Here is a 16,045-nt window from a genome sequence, read left to right on the forward strand (position 1 = left end):
TCCAATTTTCGTCTGTTTTCAGCTTAGTGGGGTTTGTCCTGACAGAACAGTGGCAACCATGGGTTGATCCATATTGCCCCCGCTCAGGATCGCGGCCACCCGCTTGCCGCTAATCCGCTCTTTTTCGCTGATCATCCCTGCCAAAGCCACCGCTCCCGCGCCTTCGGCAAGATTGTGCGTATCCTGCCAGATGATACGGATGGCGTCGGCAACAGCCTCGTCGTCAACTGTGACGATATGATCGACATGCTGGCTGTACAGGGCAAAGGCTTCCTCATCCGGCGCGCGGACAGCGACTCCGTCTGCAAACGTATCTGCCTTGCCCGCCGCATCAATCTTGCCCATTTCAAGCCCCAGTTTCGCGGCTGGTGCCCGGTCGGATACCACGCCGATAACTTTGGTGGACAGCCCCAGGGCATTGCGCGCGGCAATGGTCCCGCAAATGCCCGATCCATTACCGATCGGAACATAGACAGCATCAAGAGCGCCCGCCGCATCGAACAGTTCCAGGCCATAGCTGGCGACACCCAACATGATCGCCGGGTGGAATGCCGCAACAAGTTTCAGGTTCCGCTCATTGGCCAGTCGGGCGGCATAATCAGCCGCTTCCTTATAATCCTCCCCATATTCGATCAGTTCGGCGCCGAACCCCCGCATCGCCGTATTTTTCTCAATCGAATTCCGGTGCGGAACGACGATTACCGCCTGCAAGCCTGCCGCGCGGGCGGCACGGGCCTGTGCCTGGCCATGATTGCCACGGGTTGCGGTCACGATCCCTGACACGTCCGGATGTTCGCGAACCAGCCAGTCCATGAAGGTAATCCCGCCGCGAATTTTGAACGCACCTGTTGGGGTGTGATTTTCATGCTTCAACCAGACCTCCGCACCCAACCTGTCGCCAAGCAGGGGCCAAGCATATTGCGGTGTCGGCGGCATTTCCTGATAAACCCGCTCCGCCGCGCTTCGCAATTCTGCGAGGGAATATAAGGCGCTGCTCATGAGAGCTGAGCGACGACAGCGTCGCCGATTTCCGTGGTGGAAGCCTTGCCGCCCAGATCATGGCCGAGCACGCCCTGCGCCAGCACAGCGGCAACCGCTGCTTCGACCTTGCTGGCTTCCGCCTCCATGGCAAAGCTGTGCCGCAGCATCATCGCGGCAGACAGAATCATCGCAGAGGGATTGGCAATGCCCTGCCCGGCAATATCCGGCGCGCTGCCGTGAATTGGTTCGTAGAGCCCTTTGGTGCCTTCCCCCAGCGACGCGGACGCCAGCAGGCCGATCGAACCGACGCACATGCTCGCCTGATCGGAAAGAATATCCCCGAACAGATTGCCGGTGACCACGACATCAAACTGGCCCGGATTACGGACCAGCTGCATTGCCGCGTTATCGACATACATATGGGTCAGTTCGACCTCGGGATAGTCGGCTGCCACCTCGATCATGACGTCGCGCCACAATTGCGAGGTTTCCAGCACATTCGCCTTGTCCACCGAGCACAGCCGCTTGCCGCGTACCATCGCGGTTCGGAAAGCGACATGGGCAATGCGCCGTACTTCGCTTTCGTCGTAGGACATGATGTCATAGCCTTCACGGAGACCATCGGCGGTCTTGCGCATGCCCTTTTCGCCGAAATAGACATCACCGTTCAGTTCACGGACGATGACAACGTCTATCGTTCGCGCGATCTCCGGTTTCAGCCCGGACGCATCCTCCATGCCGGGGAACATCTTGGCAGGCCGCAAATTGGCAAAGGTCTGCATTTCCTGACGCAGCCCCAGCACCGCCTGCTCCGGACGCAGATGACGCTCGAGATTATCGCAGGCGGGATCGCCGACCGCACCGAACAGCACAGCGTCGGCCGACTTTGCCAGCGCGATGGTTTCCGGCGGCAGCGGATGGCCATGGTTGCGATAGGCGGTACCGCCGACATCCGCATGCTCCAGACGCAGATCCGGCAAGTCCAGCGCTTCCAGTACGCGCAGCGCCTCGACCATGATTTCCTGACCAATGCCGTCGCCGGCGAGCACCGCAATATGCATGAGAGTTCCTTCTATTAAGCGCGCCGTTCCTGCCGCGCCTTTGCGCGTTACGCAACCACCCTTTTCAGGCGATCGACCAAAACCGAACGCGTGGCCATCACGTCCCGGCGGTGATCTTCAAAGAAATGGCGCTTCAGGAAAAATCCGGTGAGGCGCAACCCGTCAAATATGTCATGCCATTCGGGAGTGACCTGTTCTTTCAGAAACGCAGGGAGCGGCAACAGGCGCTCCTTATAGAGGGCCCCGACAGCGGCGCTGACCGCTTTGGCGCTCTTCGGACTGACATAGACCAGATCTTCCTCCAATCCGGTCACCGCACATCTGTCCAGCGCCAGTCCGAATCCCAGTTCCGAGAGCAGCAACAGCTCATAGCGCACCAGTGCAACCGCCCAGCCCTTGGCGGACGGAGCGCTGCAGATCGCCTCCAGCAAGGCAGACAAAGCCGAATGAAGCGGCGGATAGCTCTGCTCTTCCGGTAATACGGCTGCGGTCAGCGCGGTAACCCAGTCGAGCGCTGCGCTGGCCAGCGGTTCGCCCAGAAACGGGCCTCTGCTTAACTCGAGCTCCGCCGTCATCGATGCCAGCTGATCCTCGGTCCGCGCCCGGTAATCGGCTTGAACAATATTCGACGGGATCAGGATCGGCCGCATCATTCGCGAGCGAGCGCCGCGCACATAGCCCGACACCAGCCCGTTTTCAGGCGTCAATGAGCGCACCACCGCACCATGCTCGCCATGCGACTTGACCGAACAGATAATCGCCGATGTACGGAGGCTAGGCATGGAAAAAATCGTAGATTTTCTGCGCTACCGTCGCCGATACGCCCGGCGCAGCCTGCAAATCATCCAGCGAGGCATTTTTCACCGCCCGTGCCGTGCCGAAATGCAGCAGCAGCGCCTTTTTGCGCGCTGGTCCGATGCCCGGCACGTCATCCAGCGAACTGTGCCCTACCGCTTTGGCGCGTCTGGTCCGGTGCGCACCGATGGCGAAGCGATGCGCCTCATCGCGCAGGCGCTGGAGATAGAAAAGCACGGGACTGTTAGGCGGCAGATTGACCATCCGGCCATCCGGCAGGTGAAAGGTTTCCCGTCCGGCATTGCGATCCGGGCCTTTCGAGACCCCGATCATCACCACATCCTCGACGCCAATTTCCGCCAGCGCATCGCGCGCCGCGCTCATCTGCCCCTTGCCGCCGTCGATCAGCACCAGATCCGGCCATTCGCCCTTGTCGCGGTCCGGGTCCTCTTTCTGGGCACGAGAGAAACGCCGCTCCAGCACTTCACGCATCATCGCGAAATCGTCACCCGGCGCGATATCAGGATTTTTGATATTGAACTTGCGATAGGCATTTTTGCGGAACCCTTCGGGTCCGGCGACAACCATTCCCCCAACCATATTCGTGCCCTGAATATGGCTATTGTCATAGATTTCAATGCGATCCGGCACCGCCTCCAGTTCCAGCAGTTCGACCATCTCCCGCATGATCTTCGCCTGCGTGGAGGTTTCCGCCAGCCGCCGTTGCAGCGCCTCTTCGGCATTGCGGCTGGCTTGTGTGAGCAGCTTCCGGCGATCGCCCCGCTGCGGCTTCGACACGCTGACTCGATAATCGGCCTTGGTGCCCAGCGCCTCAGCCAGCAAGTCCGCATCGGGCAATTCCCGGTCAAGCAGCACCAGCTTGGGCGGCGGCATCTGATCGTAAAACTGCATCAGAAAGCTCGAGAAGACCTCGTCAATCTCGACATTACTGGTGTGGGCGGGAAAGAAGCTGCGATGTCCCCAATTCTGGCCGCCGCGGATGAAGAACGCCTGGATGCAGACCGTCGATCCCTGCGCCGCCAGCGCAAAAATATCCGCGTCCGGCAGCCCGGCTGCATTGATCGCCTGATTGCCCTGAATGAAGGTGAGCGCCTTTAGCCGGTCGCGATAGACCGCGGCCATTTCGAAATCGAGCGCTTCGGAGGCCTTTTCCATCGCTTCGCCCAGCTTCTGCTGCACCTCGGTTGATTTTCCCGACAGGAAATCCCGCGCGTCGTCGACCAGTTCGGCATAGGCCTGCTTGTCGATCCGCTCGACGCACGGCGCCGAACAACGCTTGATTTGATACAGTAGACAGGGCCGCGAGCGATTGTTGAAGAAACTGTCGGTACAGGATCGCAGCAGAAACAGCTTTTGCAGCGCATTGATCGTCCGGTTTACCGAGCCGGCACTGGCAAAAGGCCCGTAATATTGCCCTTTGACCCGCTGCGCACCGCGATGCTTGGTGATGCGCGGAAAATCATGCCCTTCGCGGAGCAGGATGAAAGGGAAACTCTTATCATCGCGCAGCAACACATTGTATGCAGGGCGGAATTTTTTGATCAGCTGCGCTTCCAGCAACAGCGCTTCCGCTTCGCTGCCAGTCGTTACGATGGTCATTGACCGGGTCTGGGCCACCATCCGCATCAAGCGGTGCGGCAAGCGGTTCATCTGCACATAGGCACCGACCCGGCTCTTGAGCGACCGCGCCTTGCCGACATAGAGCACATCACCACGCTTGTCCTGCATACGGTAAACGCCGGGTCTGGTCGGCAGCGTCTTCAGCACTTCCCGGATCGCCGCCATTCCGGCCTCGAGATCCGGCGTATCGCCCTCCCCCCGCACAGCGTAGGTCGCCTTATCCTCGTTGAAACGGGAAGCGGCATTGGGTTGATCGGGGCGGTCTGCCTTTGACATGAGGCGTATCTAAGCGCGCTACGCGCGCAATGCCAGAATCAATCGCGCCGGCCTTGCTGCAAAAGCAGCAAGCCGGCACAATGATCCGAAAATTACGATTTAGTGAGCGCTGCGGCGGTTGGGAAACGCCAACGGCCGTTTAATTCAGCGTTTTGCCGATATCGCCAATGGCCTTGTCGACCAGCGCCTTGTCGGCAGCGGCGTCATGGCGCGCAGCGATCAAATCTTCGGCGGCCTTGGTTGCCGCAGAGGCAGCTTTCGCACGAACCGCTGCGATCGCCGACCGTTCGGCCGCGCCAATTTTTTCTTCCGCCATTTTCTTGCGGCGAGCAATCAGCGCTTTGGTATCGGCCTGAGCCTGTTCAACCAAGGTTGCGGCTTCTTTCTCGGCACTGAACATCAAAGCTTCTATCTCAGCCTGCGCACCAGCGGTCTTCGCTTCATACTCCGCTTTCAGAGCTTCCGCCTCTTTCCGCAAATTGGCGGCTTCGTCGAGATTGTGCTTTATTTCCGCAATCTGCTTGTCGAGTATCTCGGCAATGATCTTTGGAACCTTGGTCCACAACATGATCGCGAACACGATCAGTACGCCAACCGCGACCCATCCGGTGGCGGTCAGTCCGAGCGCGCTGGCTTCAGCGCCTTCTGCTAAAATCGTCAATAGCATGGTCTATCTCCTTCAGCAGGCGCTTAGAAAGCAGCCTTCACTGCCTTTTTGGCTTCAGTGGCCGTAACCTTGGCACCAGACACTGTTTTCACGATTGCCTGGGCTGCTTCAGCAGCCACTGCTTCGATTTCTTTCATCGCACTGCTCTGGGCTTCCTTGAGCGCGGCATCCGCCTCGTCAGCTTTTTTCCCGATCGCAGTCTCTGCGCGCTTGATCGCAGCTTCGTTCTTCAGTGCCACCTTGGCTTTGGCGTCATTGACCAGATTAACCGCCTCGGCCCGGGCATCATTAATGCTGGCGCGATAATCGGCTTCAATCTGCTCGGCCTTGTCCTGCCCAGCCTGCGCCGCCGCGAGATCGTCAGAGATTCGCTTTTGACGATCATCGACAGTCTTGCTGATCTTGGGCACCATATTTTTGGCTATGCCGAAATAGATGATGCCGATGACGATCAACAACCAGAAAAACTGGCCGAGATAGACTTCCATGAGCTGGCTAATTTGAGGCATTATTCACCTGATAGTTCAAAACGCAAAATCGAAAATCGAGGGCGGGCTGGCATTGCCAACCCGCTCTGATATTTATTCAGCTGGCGCTGCTTCTGGTGCAGCTTCAGGCGCTTCCATTGTTGCTGGCGCATCAACTGCAGCCGCTTCAACAGCAACAACTTCAACAGCCTCATCAGCCGGTGGAGCATAGAGGATCATCATGGCGACAGCAAAAGCGATCAGACCGAGCAATTCAGCAGCAGCAAAGCCGATGAACAGACGACCCTGCTGGCCGTCAGCGGCAGATGGGTTGCGCAGAGCGCCTTCGAGGAAGGATGCGAAAACATTACCAACACCGGCAGCAGAAACGCCGATACCAATGGCAGCAAGGCCAGCGCCGATTACTTGTGCAGAAGCGAGATTCATTTTTTAACTCCGTATTGTAAAATTAGGATTGAAAGTGACTTAGTGAAGATTTTCCGCATCGTTTATGTACAATGTTGTGAGAAGCGCAAAAACATAGGCTTGGATAGCACAGACGAGAAGCTCCAGCGCGCTTACAAAGGCGATGAAGATAATGCTGAGCAGTGCAATGGCCCAGCTTGCGCCCCCGGCATCAATAGCCTGGATGACGAAACTTGCGAACACCTTGATCAGAATATGACCGGCGATCATCGCCACGAACAGCCGCAATGCCAGGCTGAATGGGCGTACGAGGAACGAGAGCACTTCGACCATGAAGATCAGCGGAATCATCGGCAGCGGCGTACCATGCGGGATGAACAGGCTGAAAAATTTAAACCCGTGCTTCCAGAAACCGACAATCAGAACGATTGAGAAACTGATCGCTGCCAGCAAGCCCGTGACCGTGAATTGGCTGGTGACGGTGAATGGGTGAATTCCGGGAACAATACCGAACGGCATCATGCCAAGCAGGTTGGAAAACAGAATGAACATGAACAGGGTGAAGATCCAGGGCGTGTATTTCTTGCCATTCGGACCGATGCTGTTGAGGATGAGATTGTCGATAAAACCAACAATACCCTCAACCATTACCTGCCAACGACCGGGAACAAGCTCACGCTTCATTCCACCGATCATGAATACATAAAGCAGCGCAAGGACGACGAACATCCATAGCGCGCTGTTAGTGAAATTGATCTGCTGGCCAAATAAAGTGAATCCATCGAAGATGGGTTGCACTTCAAACTGGTGCATAGGATCAATTTTGCCTTCGGTAGCCACTAGTTAAACCCCTGATCGTCAATCGTCATCATCTGGTAGCGCCGTACCGATGTCTTTCACCGGCTGGCTCGAAATCACATAAATTTTCCTGAACGCTACTCCCGCCCCAAGGAAAAAGAATAGCAACAGGAACAAAGGCGTCGTTCCCAACCAGGTGTCAAATAGCCACCCGAGAATGAAACCGCCAGCCACGCCCCCGATCAAATAGCTTAGCACCCTCCCGCCGAGCCGCTGACTTTCGTCTGGCCCCTTGTTTCGGTGCGCCGCTTTGATCCTCTCCCGATTTTGTGCCGATCCCAGCCGCTCTTCCAGCGACGAAACCCGCACATCCTCTTCGAGGGGATCCCGATCAGATTCGCTTGCCGCCATTATAGCCCCCATAAAAGCCCCGAAGAGCGCCAAAAAGAGCCACAAACAACAGCAGGCTGACCCGCCAAGGCGCGGCCCGTTTAGGAAAGCAACGTGCCCAAGTCAACAGCAATGCTGCAACGCGGAAAATGGGCCGGATTCAGACCTACATTCGCCCGGCAGGTCGCATCGCGTCTGCCGGATTCGGTGCAACCCCGGATATATTATCTGCATTGGATTGACTCACCGTCTCTTTACCTGTGCAATCGACTGTCATCCGGTCGGTACCAGGCCCCTTCTCTTCCTGGCACCATCGCCGCAGATTTCGACGATATGCCATGCAAAGGACCAGCCATTGACGCTCCAGCTCGACCGCAGCCAGAATATATTGACCGTTACCATAGACCGGCCCGAGCGCAGAAACGCCGTCGATGCCGACACCGCCAAGACCCTGTATGACACGTTCACCGATTTTGATCGGGACGACAGCCTCAGCGTCGCCATTCTGACCGGCGCCGGCGGCAATTTCTGCGCGGGTGCCGACCTGAAAGCGGTATCACAGGGCAACGGCAACCCGGTGTTGGCGGATGGCGACATGGCACCGATGGGTCCGGGCCGGCTTCAACTGTCAAAGCCGGTGATTGCGGCGGTCGAGGGCTTTGCTGTCGCCGGCGGCCTCGAACTCGCCCTGTGGTGCGACCTCAGGGTGGCAGCGCAATCCGCCTCGTTCGGCGTCTTCTGCCGTCGCTGGGGTGTGCCGCTGATCGATCTCGGAACCATCCGCCTGCCCCGGCTTATCGGCCAGTCGCGCGCTGCTGACATGATCCTCACCGGCCGCGAGGTAAAAGCGGAAGAAGCGCTTTCTTTCGGTCTCGTCAACCGGCTGGCGCCCGATGGCGAGGCGCTGGCCGAAGCCCGAAAGCTCGCTGCTGCCATCGCCGCCTTTCCCCAGCGCTGCCTGCGGAGTGATCGCCGGTCGATGCTGGATCAATGGGATCTGAGTGAAGCCGATGCGATCAGGCACGAAATCCAGCTGGGGCTGAAAACCATAAAATCCGGCGAAACCAGGGACGGCGCCACCGAATTTGCGAAGGGCCGCGGCCGCCACGGAGAGTTTGACGATTAGAAAATCGGAAAGCGCCGACAAGCATCCCAAAGCTGGTGACTGCAGCATGCGCCCCCGCCATTGCCGCCGGAGAAATGAGTTTGGAGCCGCCGCCTGACGGCGAGGGAAGGCAGCACAAATAAGAAAGGCGCACCAACCTTATGGGCGCGCCTTTCAAAATCATATGTGTCGCTGTCCGCTCAGGGGCAACGCGAGTCCCGCACCGGAGCAGAACTGTCCCGCGTGTTCCAGGTGCCGCTTGGCGTCTGGTATTTCTCGCCCGGCACCGTGCGCATGATCAGGTTACAGCCCGAGGTGAACGCAAATTGCTCTACCGTAGAGTTGGTTTCCTGTGCCTTGCGGGTATAAGCCGCCTTGCGCTTGATATTGATATCCTCGACCAGCGCCTTGATCGCCGGTGACGGGGCCGTAACATAGCCCAGATATCCATCCGGCTTTTCACCGATAACGCCCGAAGATCGAGCGGCTTCATAGGCGGGATCACGCTGCGCCATGACGGGCGACACAACGACGGCCGTCAAAATCAGTCCGCCGATGACGGCCAGAGCCTTGTTTTTCTTTGCATATTCAAACATTAGAAAATATCCGCTTCCTGGTTGATCAAATCTTTTGCATCGCCATCGAGGCGATACACCACTTCCTGCTTGATGTTGATATTGAGGTTGATGACAATCGGCTTGTCCGGTGCAGTGACCTGCACGCAGGCAGACAATCCTGCCAATGTCCCCAAAATCACAGCGCTGGTGGCTAAGCTCCTCATTTTACGACGAATCGCACCATATACACGATCCGTCAATTGCCTTGTCTCATAAAGCATCATCGCTTTCCCCCGGCTGAATGGACTATTCATCTTTAAGAACCTTCTCAGCTTCTTTGGCCCGCGCCTCTTGCGCTCGCAAAAGCGCCGGCAAATTCTGTCCGACCAGTAGTTCTGGCTCATAGTAGGATTTGGCACTGCTCATCAACTGCATGAACGGTGCCTGGATACGGACGTTGAACTGGATCGGAATCCGCGCGAGCTGTTTGGTAATGAAGTTCCGGCTTGCGTCGTCGCCTTGTTGCAGCCCGTCAAATTTCACCTCAGTAATGATTTCACCGTCAATATCGCCGTCCATCCCGATGGTCAGGTTACGATATTTGATTGATTTCAGCGCATTGAAGGCGAAATTTGCCATGGCTCCCATATCTTCATAGGTCAGCTCACCAACATAGGCGAGCGTGCCGCCGCCTTCCCTCGCCACCAGATAGCCGCCAACCACCTGGCCGCCGTCCTGGTCAAAAACCATCGGCAGCTTGCCATCGAATACGCCGGTAGCGGTCATATTTTCAAAATCAAACTGGGTGAGGAACTGGGACGCGTCAACGCCTTCCACCGTAAATTGCAGCCGCCGCTCGGCGTCTTCACCAAGATCCAATATGGTCGGCTCAAGATACAGTTTCCCACCGGCAAAAGGCCACTCACCGCCCTCGACCTGAACCTTGTAGTCGGGCAACAGGCGATAGCGGATCTGACCGTTGAACACCGCGACCCCCGGATTGACTTCGGACAATGTGACAATCTGACCCGGCCCGGTTTCAAGAGCAAGCAAGTCGGAGAAGTTGATCTCGCCGGCCAATCCGGTGACCGGACCGAAGGCCGCCGCCAGATTCAGACCATTGGTGCGGAAACGGCCGCTGCTCTTGATACCATTGTTGGATCCGTCCCAGTCAATCCGGCCGGCCCCAGATATCTCTCCCTTTACATTGGCGATCACACCAAGCGTGAGCGGCGTCAATTGTTCCGGCTGAAGCTTGTCATTGAATGCCAGGGACGGAACATCGATCAGCGCCCGGCCCGTACTATCGTTCAGCCTGTGCACGATATCAATCGCCGCTACCCCAGTCTGCGTCTCCGGCTCGCGCAGCAGTCCTGTCGCCGAGAGATCACTGCCGTCAAAACGGAACAGGACGTTATTGCTGACCAGTGGACGAAACCGTTCTACCGGCTGCTCATCGCGGACCAGTAAAGTCGCATCCGCGATAAATTGGCCCTTTTCATATCGCCAATCGCCTTCTACCTTTTCCATCAACAGCGGAACATTGGCGACTTTTCCGGACCCGCCTTCGATGTTTCCGTGAATCGCGGACCCGAATTTGGCGCTGAGCTGAGCCATATCGAGCACCGTCATGCTGTCAGCCGTTCCCAGCCGAATTCCGACATTTTGCGCTGCCAGACCCCGCGCAAGCGAAAACCCCAGTGCCCCGCTGGAAATCGCAAGAGGCGTACTGCCAACAAAACCCTTCAGATTGAGCGATGGCGCACTGGCCGCAAAATTCACAGCGGAACCGTTACCGTTGATGATGGCACTGCCCTGCGGACACAGGCGGGTGCTGGTCGGTCCGGCGCGCAAAGATGCCGTACGCAGGCTGGCGAATTGCAAGTTGACGCATTGGCGGAAAAGGGAGAAGTTTCCGTTACGGGCTACAAAGCCGCTAATCGGAATCTGCAGCCCGGTGATATTCCCGTCACCGAGCGGGCCGGTCAGAATGATCCGCCCATCAATGTTGGTCCCGCCTTGACGCGTGGGCGAAAATGCCAGTGCCGGAATTTTCAGCTGCGCTTCACCCGCCTGATAATTGGCCATTTCAAGCCGTCCTGAAAATCCGCGGGACAGGCTGCCATCGTAGATCAGCAGCTTCGCGCTCGGCAAACCCCCGCCTTCCAGACCGATATGACCGTCAGCCAGCATTCGGATATTCTTGTCCGTAAACGCGAATAGCATCGGGTCGCTCAGACTCACCGTTGCCCCGGATCGCGAACGCAAACCAAGAGTGTTGAGCGAAAGAGTGGTTCTGCCCGTACCCTTGCTGAATTTGACATCGCTGGACATATCAAACGCATTGCCAGCCCGCTGGATCGCTTTTGCGAAGCGCTCCGCAAGTGGTCCGGCCGGCGTCGCGGCGACTGAGTCCGACCAACCGCTCGCTTGGCGCAGCAAGTTTTTCTCAACCCGTGCACCACTGATTTCCGGAGTACCGGCAAAGCTCGCGGTCATCTCGGGTCCGGCATAGCCCAGCTTGAAGGCGCCGTTGATCTGCGATTCATCGGCCATTCCATAAGGTGATCGTAGCCCGCTTGCGGTCAGATCGATATCGCCGCTGCTCTGGCTCAAATCACCGGCCATATCAAAAGACGCTTTAACGGAACGGCTGGAATAATCGGCATAGCGGAACGGCCCGCCGGAAAGCCCGATTGTGCCAGCCCAGCTCACCAGATCGGCACCAAGGTCAACAGAGACTTGCGCTGCGACATCTTCAGCGGCGGCATCCAGATCGCCGCAGCTGACAGTGGGCAACCGCAGCGGCCCCTGCAAATGTGGCTTCTTGCCGCGCATCGCCACCTTCCAGAAAAAACTCGGATTTTTCAGAGTACAGCCACTGACATCCAGGTTGCGGCTGATCGCCGCCATTTCTCCGCTGAAACCACCATGCAATTCGCCTTCGCCATTGAGCACAAGCCCGATAGCTCCATAGTCGCTGTCGATCCGCAGCCTGGCATCGGACAATCCCAACCACATGTCTGGCAGCGCCAGCGGACTGTCATCACTGGGATCGGTGAATTTGTCGAGTTCGCCAAAACTGAGCTTGCCATTCTCAAGCCGCCCGAACAGCTTTACGCCGCTCGCCCGAACCCAGTTGATTCCGAGACCGCCGAGGCTCAGGCTATTGCCCACCTCGACCAGATCCGCAGTCAAATCGGGACGGTCCGGATGACCGATAACCAGATTCCGAATGACCTGTCGGCGAAGCCCGATCTCGTCAATGTCATAGCTCGCGTCGACATCCATTTGTTCGAGCTGGGACTGGACGGCATTGTCTGCCAATGACGTTCGACTCACCCACAGCGCAATCAGTCCGAGCAGGACCAGAACAAGCAATATCCCCCCGAACAGTCGAAACCGGGAATGGCGACCGACGGGGTCATTGGCGATTTCGTCTTCCATCGCGATTGAAATGCAGAAGTCTTCCTGAAGTTGCAATGTACAAGTGATAGCGGGACCGAGTTTTCCGCTGAGGCGGTGGGTTAGACAAAACCGGCCTTTCGCCAAATTATCCGTTCGTTCTTTATTTGTTCTCACTATAGACAGGACATGACCGAGCGTCGCGATATTCCGGCGGGCTTGCCCAACAGCATCAGTGGCCGTCGCGCCAGGCTGCGGCACCGGATATTGACCGATCGGGGCGATGCACTGCTTGATCACGAACTGGTTGAATATCTGCTCGCGCTCGCCATTCCGCGCCGTGACACAACAGCGCTGGCCAATCGGCTGATAGAGGAATTCGGCGGATTTTCACGCCTCGTGGTTTCCGATCCCGATGCCCTGAAAAATTTTCCGGGCATGGGCGAAACCAGTGTGGCAGCGCTGAAGATTGTCCGGCTGGCGGCTCTGCGCCTGATCTCCGAACCGCTCCGCACCCAACCCATTTTGTCAAGCTGGCAGGCATTGCTCGACTATTTGCGGGCGGACATGGCGCACCTTGGCCATGAGCGCGTGAGAGTTCTGCATCTCGACAGCAGAAATCGGCTCATCCGCGATGAACTGGTCAGCGAAGGCTCAATCGATCAAGCGCCGATCTATACCCGTGAAGTCGTCAGACGGGCACTGGTCTTGGGATCGGCCGCAATCATCCTGGTCCATAACCATCCCAGTGGCGACAGTACCCCCAGCCGACAGGATATCGCGATCACCAAGGACATTTGTGCCGCCGGCCGCATGCTCGGCATTGCGGTACACGACCATATCATCGTCGGCCGCGACGGCCATACATCGTTCCGGTCGAAGGGTTTGATCTAGACAGCGGCCTCGACCGCCATCAGCAGAGCGAGACACAAGCCCAGATATCCCCCAGTCGCCAGCTCTTCAATAGAGGAACATCGGCATACCTTCGACTTGGATCAGATTGGCGCGATACTGGTTCGCATCGTAAAGACCGGAGACATTCACCCCCTTGCTGTCTTCCAGTAAAGTGCCGATCGGCACCGTACCATAATTGCCGTCGGTCAGGCACACCATATTGGCCATGCGGTCCTGCTCGATCAGCTGCACCGCCAGCGCGCCAAAGGCAAAGCCGACCATCCGGTCCATCGCGTCCGGCTCCCCGGCGCGCATCAGATAGGCAAGCTCCTGCACGATCGTCCGCTGGTCACTGCGCGCTTCGATTTCACGCGCCAGCTGGGTACCGATATTCAGGCCGTCGCGGTTGGTGTTGGATTTGTTGATCTCATCGGCATAGTCCGTCGCGCCCGACAGCCGGGCACCCTCGGACACCAGACAGATGGCGTAGGATTCCGGGTTCGCTTCCTTGTCCTGCAGCAGGAGCGGCAACAAAATCTCCATATCGGCTGGCACTTCGGCGATAACCGTCCGGTCTGCCTGCGAGAGAAATCCAGAGACCAGAGCGGTCTCGCCCGACCGGCGTCCGAACAATTCGATTACAGCGATGCGTTCATGGCTAGCTGCCGTGGTGCGCAGCGAGTTGATCGCCTGCACCGAACGCGTGACGGCGGTCGAAAATCCGATACAATAATCCGTGCCATAGACATCATTGTCCATCGTCTTGGGAATTGAAATCACGTTGCAGCCCAAGCTCGACAGATGCGCCGAGAAACGCAGCGTGCCGTCACCGCCCATGGTGATCAGCGCATCGACCTCCAGCGCATCCAGAACATCCAGCACCTTTTGCGTCTGGTCTCCCTGCTCCGTTGTTCGTGGATCACAGCGCGAACTGTGCAAGATCGTGCCGCCCTGGCGGTCAATACCGCGCACCCGGTCCCGGTCCAGCATCATCACGCTATTTTCCCGGGCCCAGGGATTGGCGGGATCGATTTCCAGCACCCCTTCCCAGCCGCGACGCAGCCCGATGACGTCCCAGCCGCGCTGCCAGGCCGATGTCGCGATCGACTGGATGCAGGGATTGAGTCCCGGCACGTCTCCGCCGCCAGTGAGTATAGCCAGACGCATTTTATTCTCCCTGTTTCGGCCGCTGCATTGCCGACTCATTTCGTAGGTGCTAGCGGGGCGGCAAATCAAGGCAATTCATTGCCGCAATCATCCTCTTTGTCCAAGGACCGATCATGATCCCACGCTATTCCCGCCCCGAAATGACCGCCATCTGGGAACCCGAATCCAAATTCCAGATCTGGTTCGAGATCGAGGCGCACGCCACCGATGCGCTGGCCGAACTGGGTGTGGTGCCAAAGGAAGCGGCGGAAGCGATCTGGGCCAAGGGCAAGTTCGATGTCGAGCGGATCGACGAGATCGAACGCGAAGTGAAACATGACGTAATCGCCTTCCTGACTAACGTTGCGGAAAATGTCGGCGAGGAAGCCCGCTTCATGCATCAGGGCATGACCTCCAGCGATGTGCTCGACACCTGCCTCGCGGTGCAGCTGGCGCGCGCATCCGACATATTGCTGGCCGATATCGATGCCCTGCTCGCCGCGATCAAGAAACGTGCCTATGAGCACAAGTTCACGCCGACCATCGGTCGCAGCCACGGCATCCACGGTGAGCCGGTCACTTTCGGCCTCAAACTGGCGCAGGCCTATGCCGAATTCGAGCGTAACCGCGAACGGCTGGTCGCCGCGCGCAAGGAAATCGCCACCTGTGCCATCTCCGGCGCGGTCGGAACCTTTGCCAATATCGACCCCAGGGTTGAGGAACATGTCGCGGAGAAGCTCGGCCTTGCCGTAGAACCCGTCTCGACCCAGGTCATCCCGCGCGACCGCCATGCGCAATTTTTCGCCACGCTCGGCGTGATCGCATCCTCGGTGGAACGACTCGCTGTTGAAGTCCGCCATCTGCAGCGCACCGAGGTTCTGGAAGCGGAGGAATATTTCTCGCCGGGCCAGAAGGGCTCGAGCGCGATGCCGCACAAGCGCAACCCGATCCTCACTGAAAACCTCACTGGTCTGTCGCGGATGGTGCGCAGCTATGCCCTGCCCGCGATGGAAAATGTCGCGCTGTGGCACGAGCGCGATATCTCGCACAGCTCGGTCGAACGGATGATCGGACCGGATGCGACGATCACACTCGACTTCTCGCTGGCGCGGCTGACCGGCGTGATTGAAAAACTGCTGATCTACCCAGAACGCATGCAGAAAAATCTCGACCGCATGGGCGGCCTGGTCCATTCGCAGCGCGTGCTGCTTGCCCTCACCCAGGCCGGCATCAGCCGCGAGGACAGCTACCGCATCGTTCAGCGCAACGCGATGAAAGTGTGGGAATCAGACGGCGAGATCGCTCTGCTCGACCTGCTCAAGGCCGATCCCGATGTCAGCGCGAAACTATCCGATGCAGAACTCGAAGAGCGCTTCAACCTGGATTATCACTTCAAGCATGTCGACACGATTTTCGCTCGCGTCTTTGGAGAATAG

At 58.0% G+C, this 16,045-nt stretch carries 15 protein-coding genes and 1 pseudogene; 3 read left to right on the forward strand and 13 right to left on the reverse strand.

Annotated features, from left to right (window positions below):
* Window positions 1–18 precede the first annotated feature (18 nt).
* The 9 genes and pseudogenes from ACN0WW_RS03135 to ACN0WW_RS03175 all read right to left on the reverse strand — a co-directional run bounded on the left by ACN0WW_RS03135 (window position 19) and on the right by ACN0WW_RS03175 (window position 7,523).
* The gene (locus tag ACN0WW_RS03135; protein WP_417609298.1) at window positions 19–999 is read right to left on the reverse strand and encodes a threonine dehydratase; all 981 of its coding nucleotides are present in this window, start codon (window positions 997–999) and stop codon (window positions 19–21) included.
* On the reverse strand, window positions 996–2,042 hold the full coding sequence (gene leuB, locus ACN0WW_RS03140; protein ID WP_417609300.1) for a 3-isopropylmalate dehydrogenase: 1,047 nt from the start codon (window positions 2,040–2,042) through the stop codon (window positions 996–998). The genes ACN0WW_RS03135 and leuB overlap by 4 nt, the downstream gene beginning before the upstream one ends.
* A gap of 47 nt (window positions 2,043–2,089) precedes the next feature.
* Complete coding sequence (gene recO, locus ACN0WW_RS03145) at window positions 2,090–2,824, reverse strand: DNA repair protein RecO (RefSeq protein ID WP_417609302.1); 735 nt, start codon at window positions 2,822–2,824, stop codon at window positions 2,090–2,092.
* A complete protein-coding gene (uvrC, locus tag ACN0WW_RS03150; RefSeq protein WP_417609304.1) occupies window positions 2,817–4,754 on the reverse strand; it encodes an excinuclease ABC subunit UvrC in 1,938 nt (645 codons plus the stop codon). The genes recO and uvrC overlap by 8 nt, the downstream gene beginning before the upstream one ends.
* Before the next feature lie 139 nt (window positions 4,755–4,893).
* A complete protein-coding gene (locus ACN0WW_RS03155) occupies window positions 4,894–5,421 on the reverse strand; it encodes a F0F1 ATP synthase subunit B (protein WP_417609306.1) in 528 nt (175 codons plus the stop codon).
* A 23-nt stretch (window positions 5,422–5,444) separates the two neighbouring features.
* Window positions 5,445–5,930, reverse strand: coding sequence for an ATPase (locus tag ACN0WW_RS03160; protein WP_417609308.1), 486 nt, complete (start codon window positions 5,928–5,930; stop codon window positions 5,445–5,447).
* A 186-nt stretch (window positions 5,931–6,116) separates the two neighbouring features.
* Window positions 6,117–6,335 (reverse strand): annotated as a pseudogene (locus ACN0WW_RS03165) (F0F1 ATP synthase subunit C); the annotation flags it as partial.
* Between the two features lie 39 nt (window positions 6,336–6,374).
* Window positions 6,375–7,127, reverse strand: a complete 753-nt coding sequence (locus ACN0WW_RS03170; RefSeq protein ID WP_417609738.1) for a F0F1 ATP synthase subunit A — start codon at window positions 7,125–7,127, stop codon at window positions 6,375–6,377.
* A gap of 45 nt (window positions 7,128–7,172) precedes the next feature.
* A complete protein-coding gene (locus tag ACN0WW_RS03175; protein WP_417609310.1) occupies window positions 7,173–7,523 on the reverse strand; it encodes an AtpZ/AtpI family protein in 351 nt (116 codons plus the stop codon).
* 334 nt (window positions 7,524–7,857) lie between these two features.
* On the opposite strand from ACN0WW_RS03175, the gene ACN0WW_RS03180 reads away from it, so the two are divergent.
* The gene (locus ACN0WW_RS03180; RefSeq protein ID WP_417609312.1) at window positions 7,858–8,628 is read left to right on the forward strand and encodes a crotonase/enoyl-CoA hydratase family protein; all 771 of its coding nucleotides are present in this window, start codon (window positions 7,858–7,860) and stop codon (window positions 8,626–8,628) included.
* A gap of 179 nt (window positions 8,629–8,807) precedes the next feature.
* Here ACN0WW_RS03180 and ACN0WW_RS03185 read toward each other — a convergent pair whose 3' ends face one another.
* From ACN0WW_RS03185 to ACN0WW_RS03195, 3 genes are read right to left on the reverse strand one after another with little or no spacing between them, the layout of a single operon-like run.
* On the reverse strand, window positions 8,808–9,203 hold the full coding sequence (locus tag ACN0WW_RS03185) for a YdbL family protein (RefSeq protein WP_417609314.1): 396 nt from the start codon (window positions 9,201–9,203) through the stop codon (window positions 8,808–8,810).
* Entirely contained in the window at window positions 9,203–9,478 is a 276-nt protein-coding gene (locus ACN0WW_RS03190; protein ID WP_417609316.1) for a YnbE family lipoprotein, read from the reverse strand. The genes ACN0WW_RS03185 and ACN0WW_RS03190 overlap by 1 nt, the downstream gene beginning before the upstream one ends.
* Complete coding sequence (locus tag ACN0WW_RS03195; RefSeq protein ID WP_417609318.1) at window positions 9,471–12,611, reverse strand: YdbH domain-containing protein; 3,141 nt, start codon at window positions 12,609–12,611, stop codon at window positions 9,471–9,473. The genes ACN0WW_RS03190 and ACN0WW_RS03195 overlap by 8 nt, the downstream gene beginning before the upstream one ends.
* Window positions 12,612–12,758: 147 nt before the next feature.
* On the opposite strand from ACN0WW_RS03195, the gene radC reads away from it, so the two are divergent.
* The gene (gene radC, locus ACN0WW_RS03200) at window positions 12,759–13,463 is read left to right on the forward strand and encodes a RadC family protein (RefSeq protein ID WP_417609320.1); all 705 of its coding nucleotides are present in this window, start codon (window positions 12,759–12,761) and stop codon (window positions 13,461–13,463) included.
* A 66-nt stretch (window positions 13,464–13,529) separates the two neighbouring features.
* On the opposite strand, the gene ACN0WW_RS03205 is transcribed toward radC, so the two are convergent.
* A complete protein-coding gene (locus ACN0WW_RS03205; protein WP_417609322.1) occupies window positions 13,530–14,630 on the reverse strand; it encodes a 6-phosphofructokinase in 1,101 nt (366 codons plus the stop codon).
* Between the two features lie 113 nt (window positions 14,631–14,743).
* On the opposite strand from ACN0WW_RS03205, the gene purB reads away from it, so the two are divergent.
* A complete protein-coding gene (purB, locus tag ACN0WW_RS03210; RefSeq protein ID WP_417609324.1) occupies window positions 14,744–16,045 on the forward strand; it encodes an adenylosuccinate lyase in 1,302 nt (433 codons plus the stop codon).

It is taken from the genome of Parasphingorhabdus sp., assembly GCF_048269865.1.
In the GTDB taxonomy this organism is placed as follows: Bacteria; Pseudomonadota; Alphaproteobacteria; order Sphingomonadales; family Sphingomonadaceae; genus Parasphingorhabdus.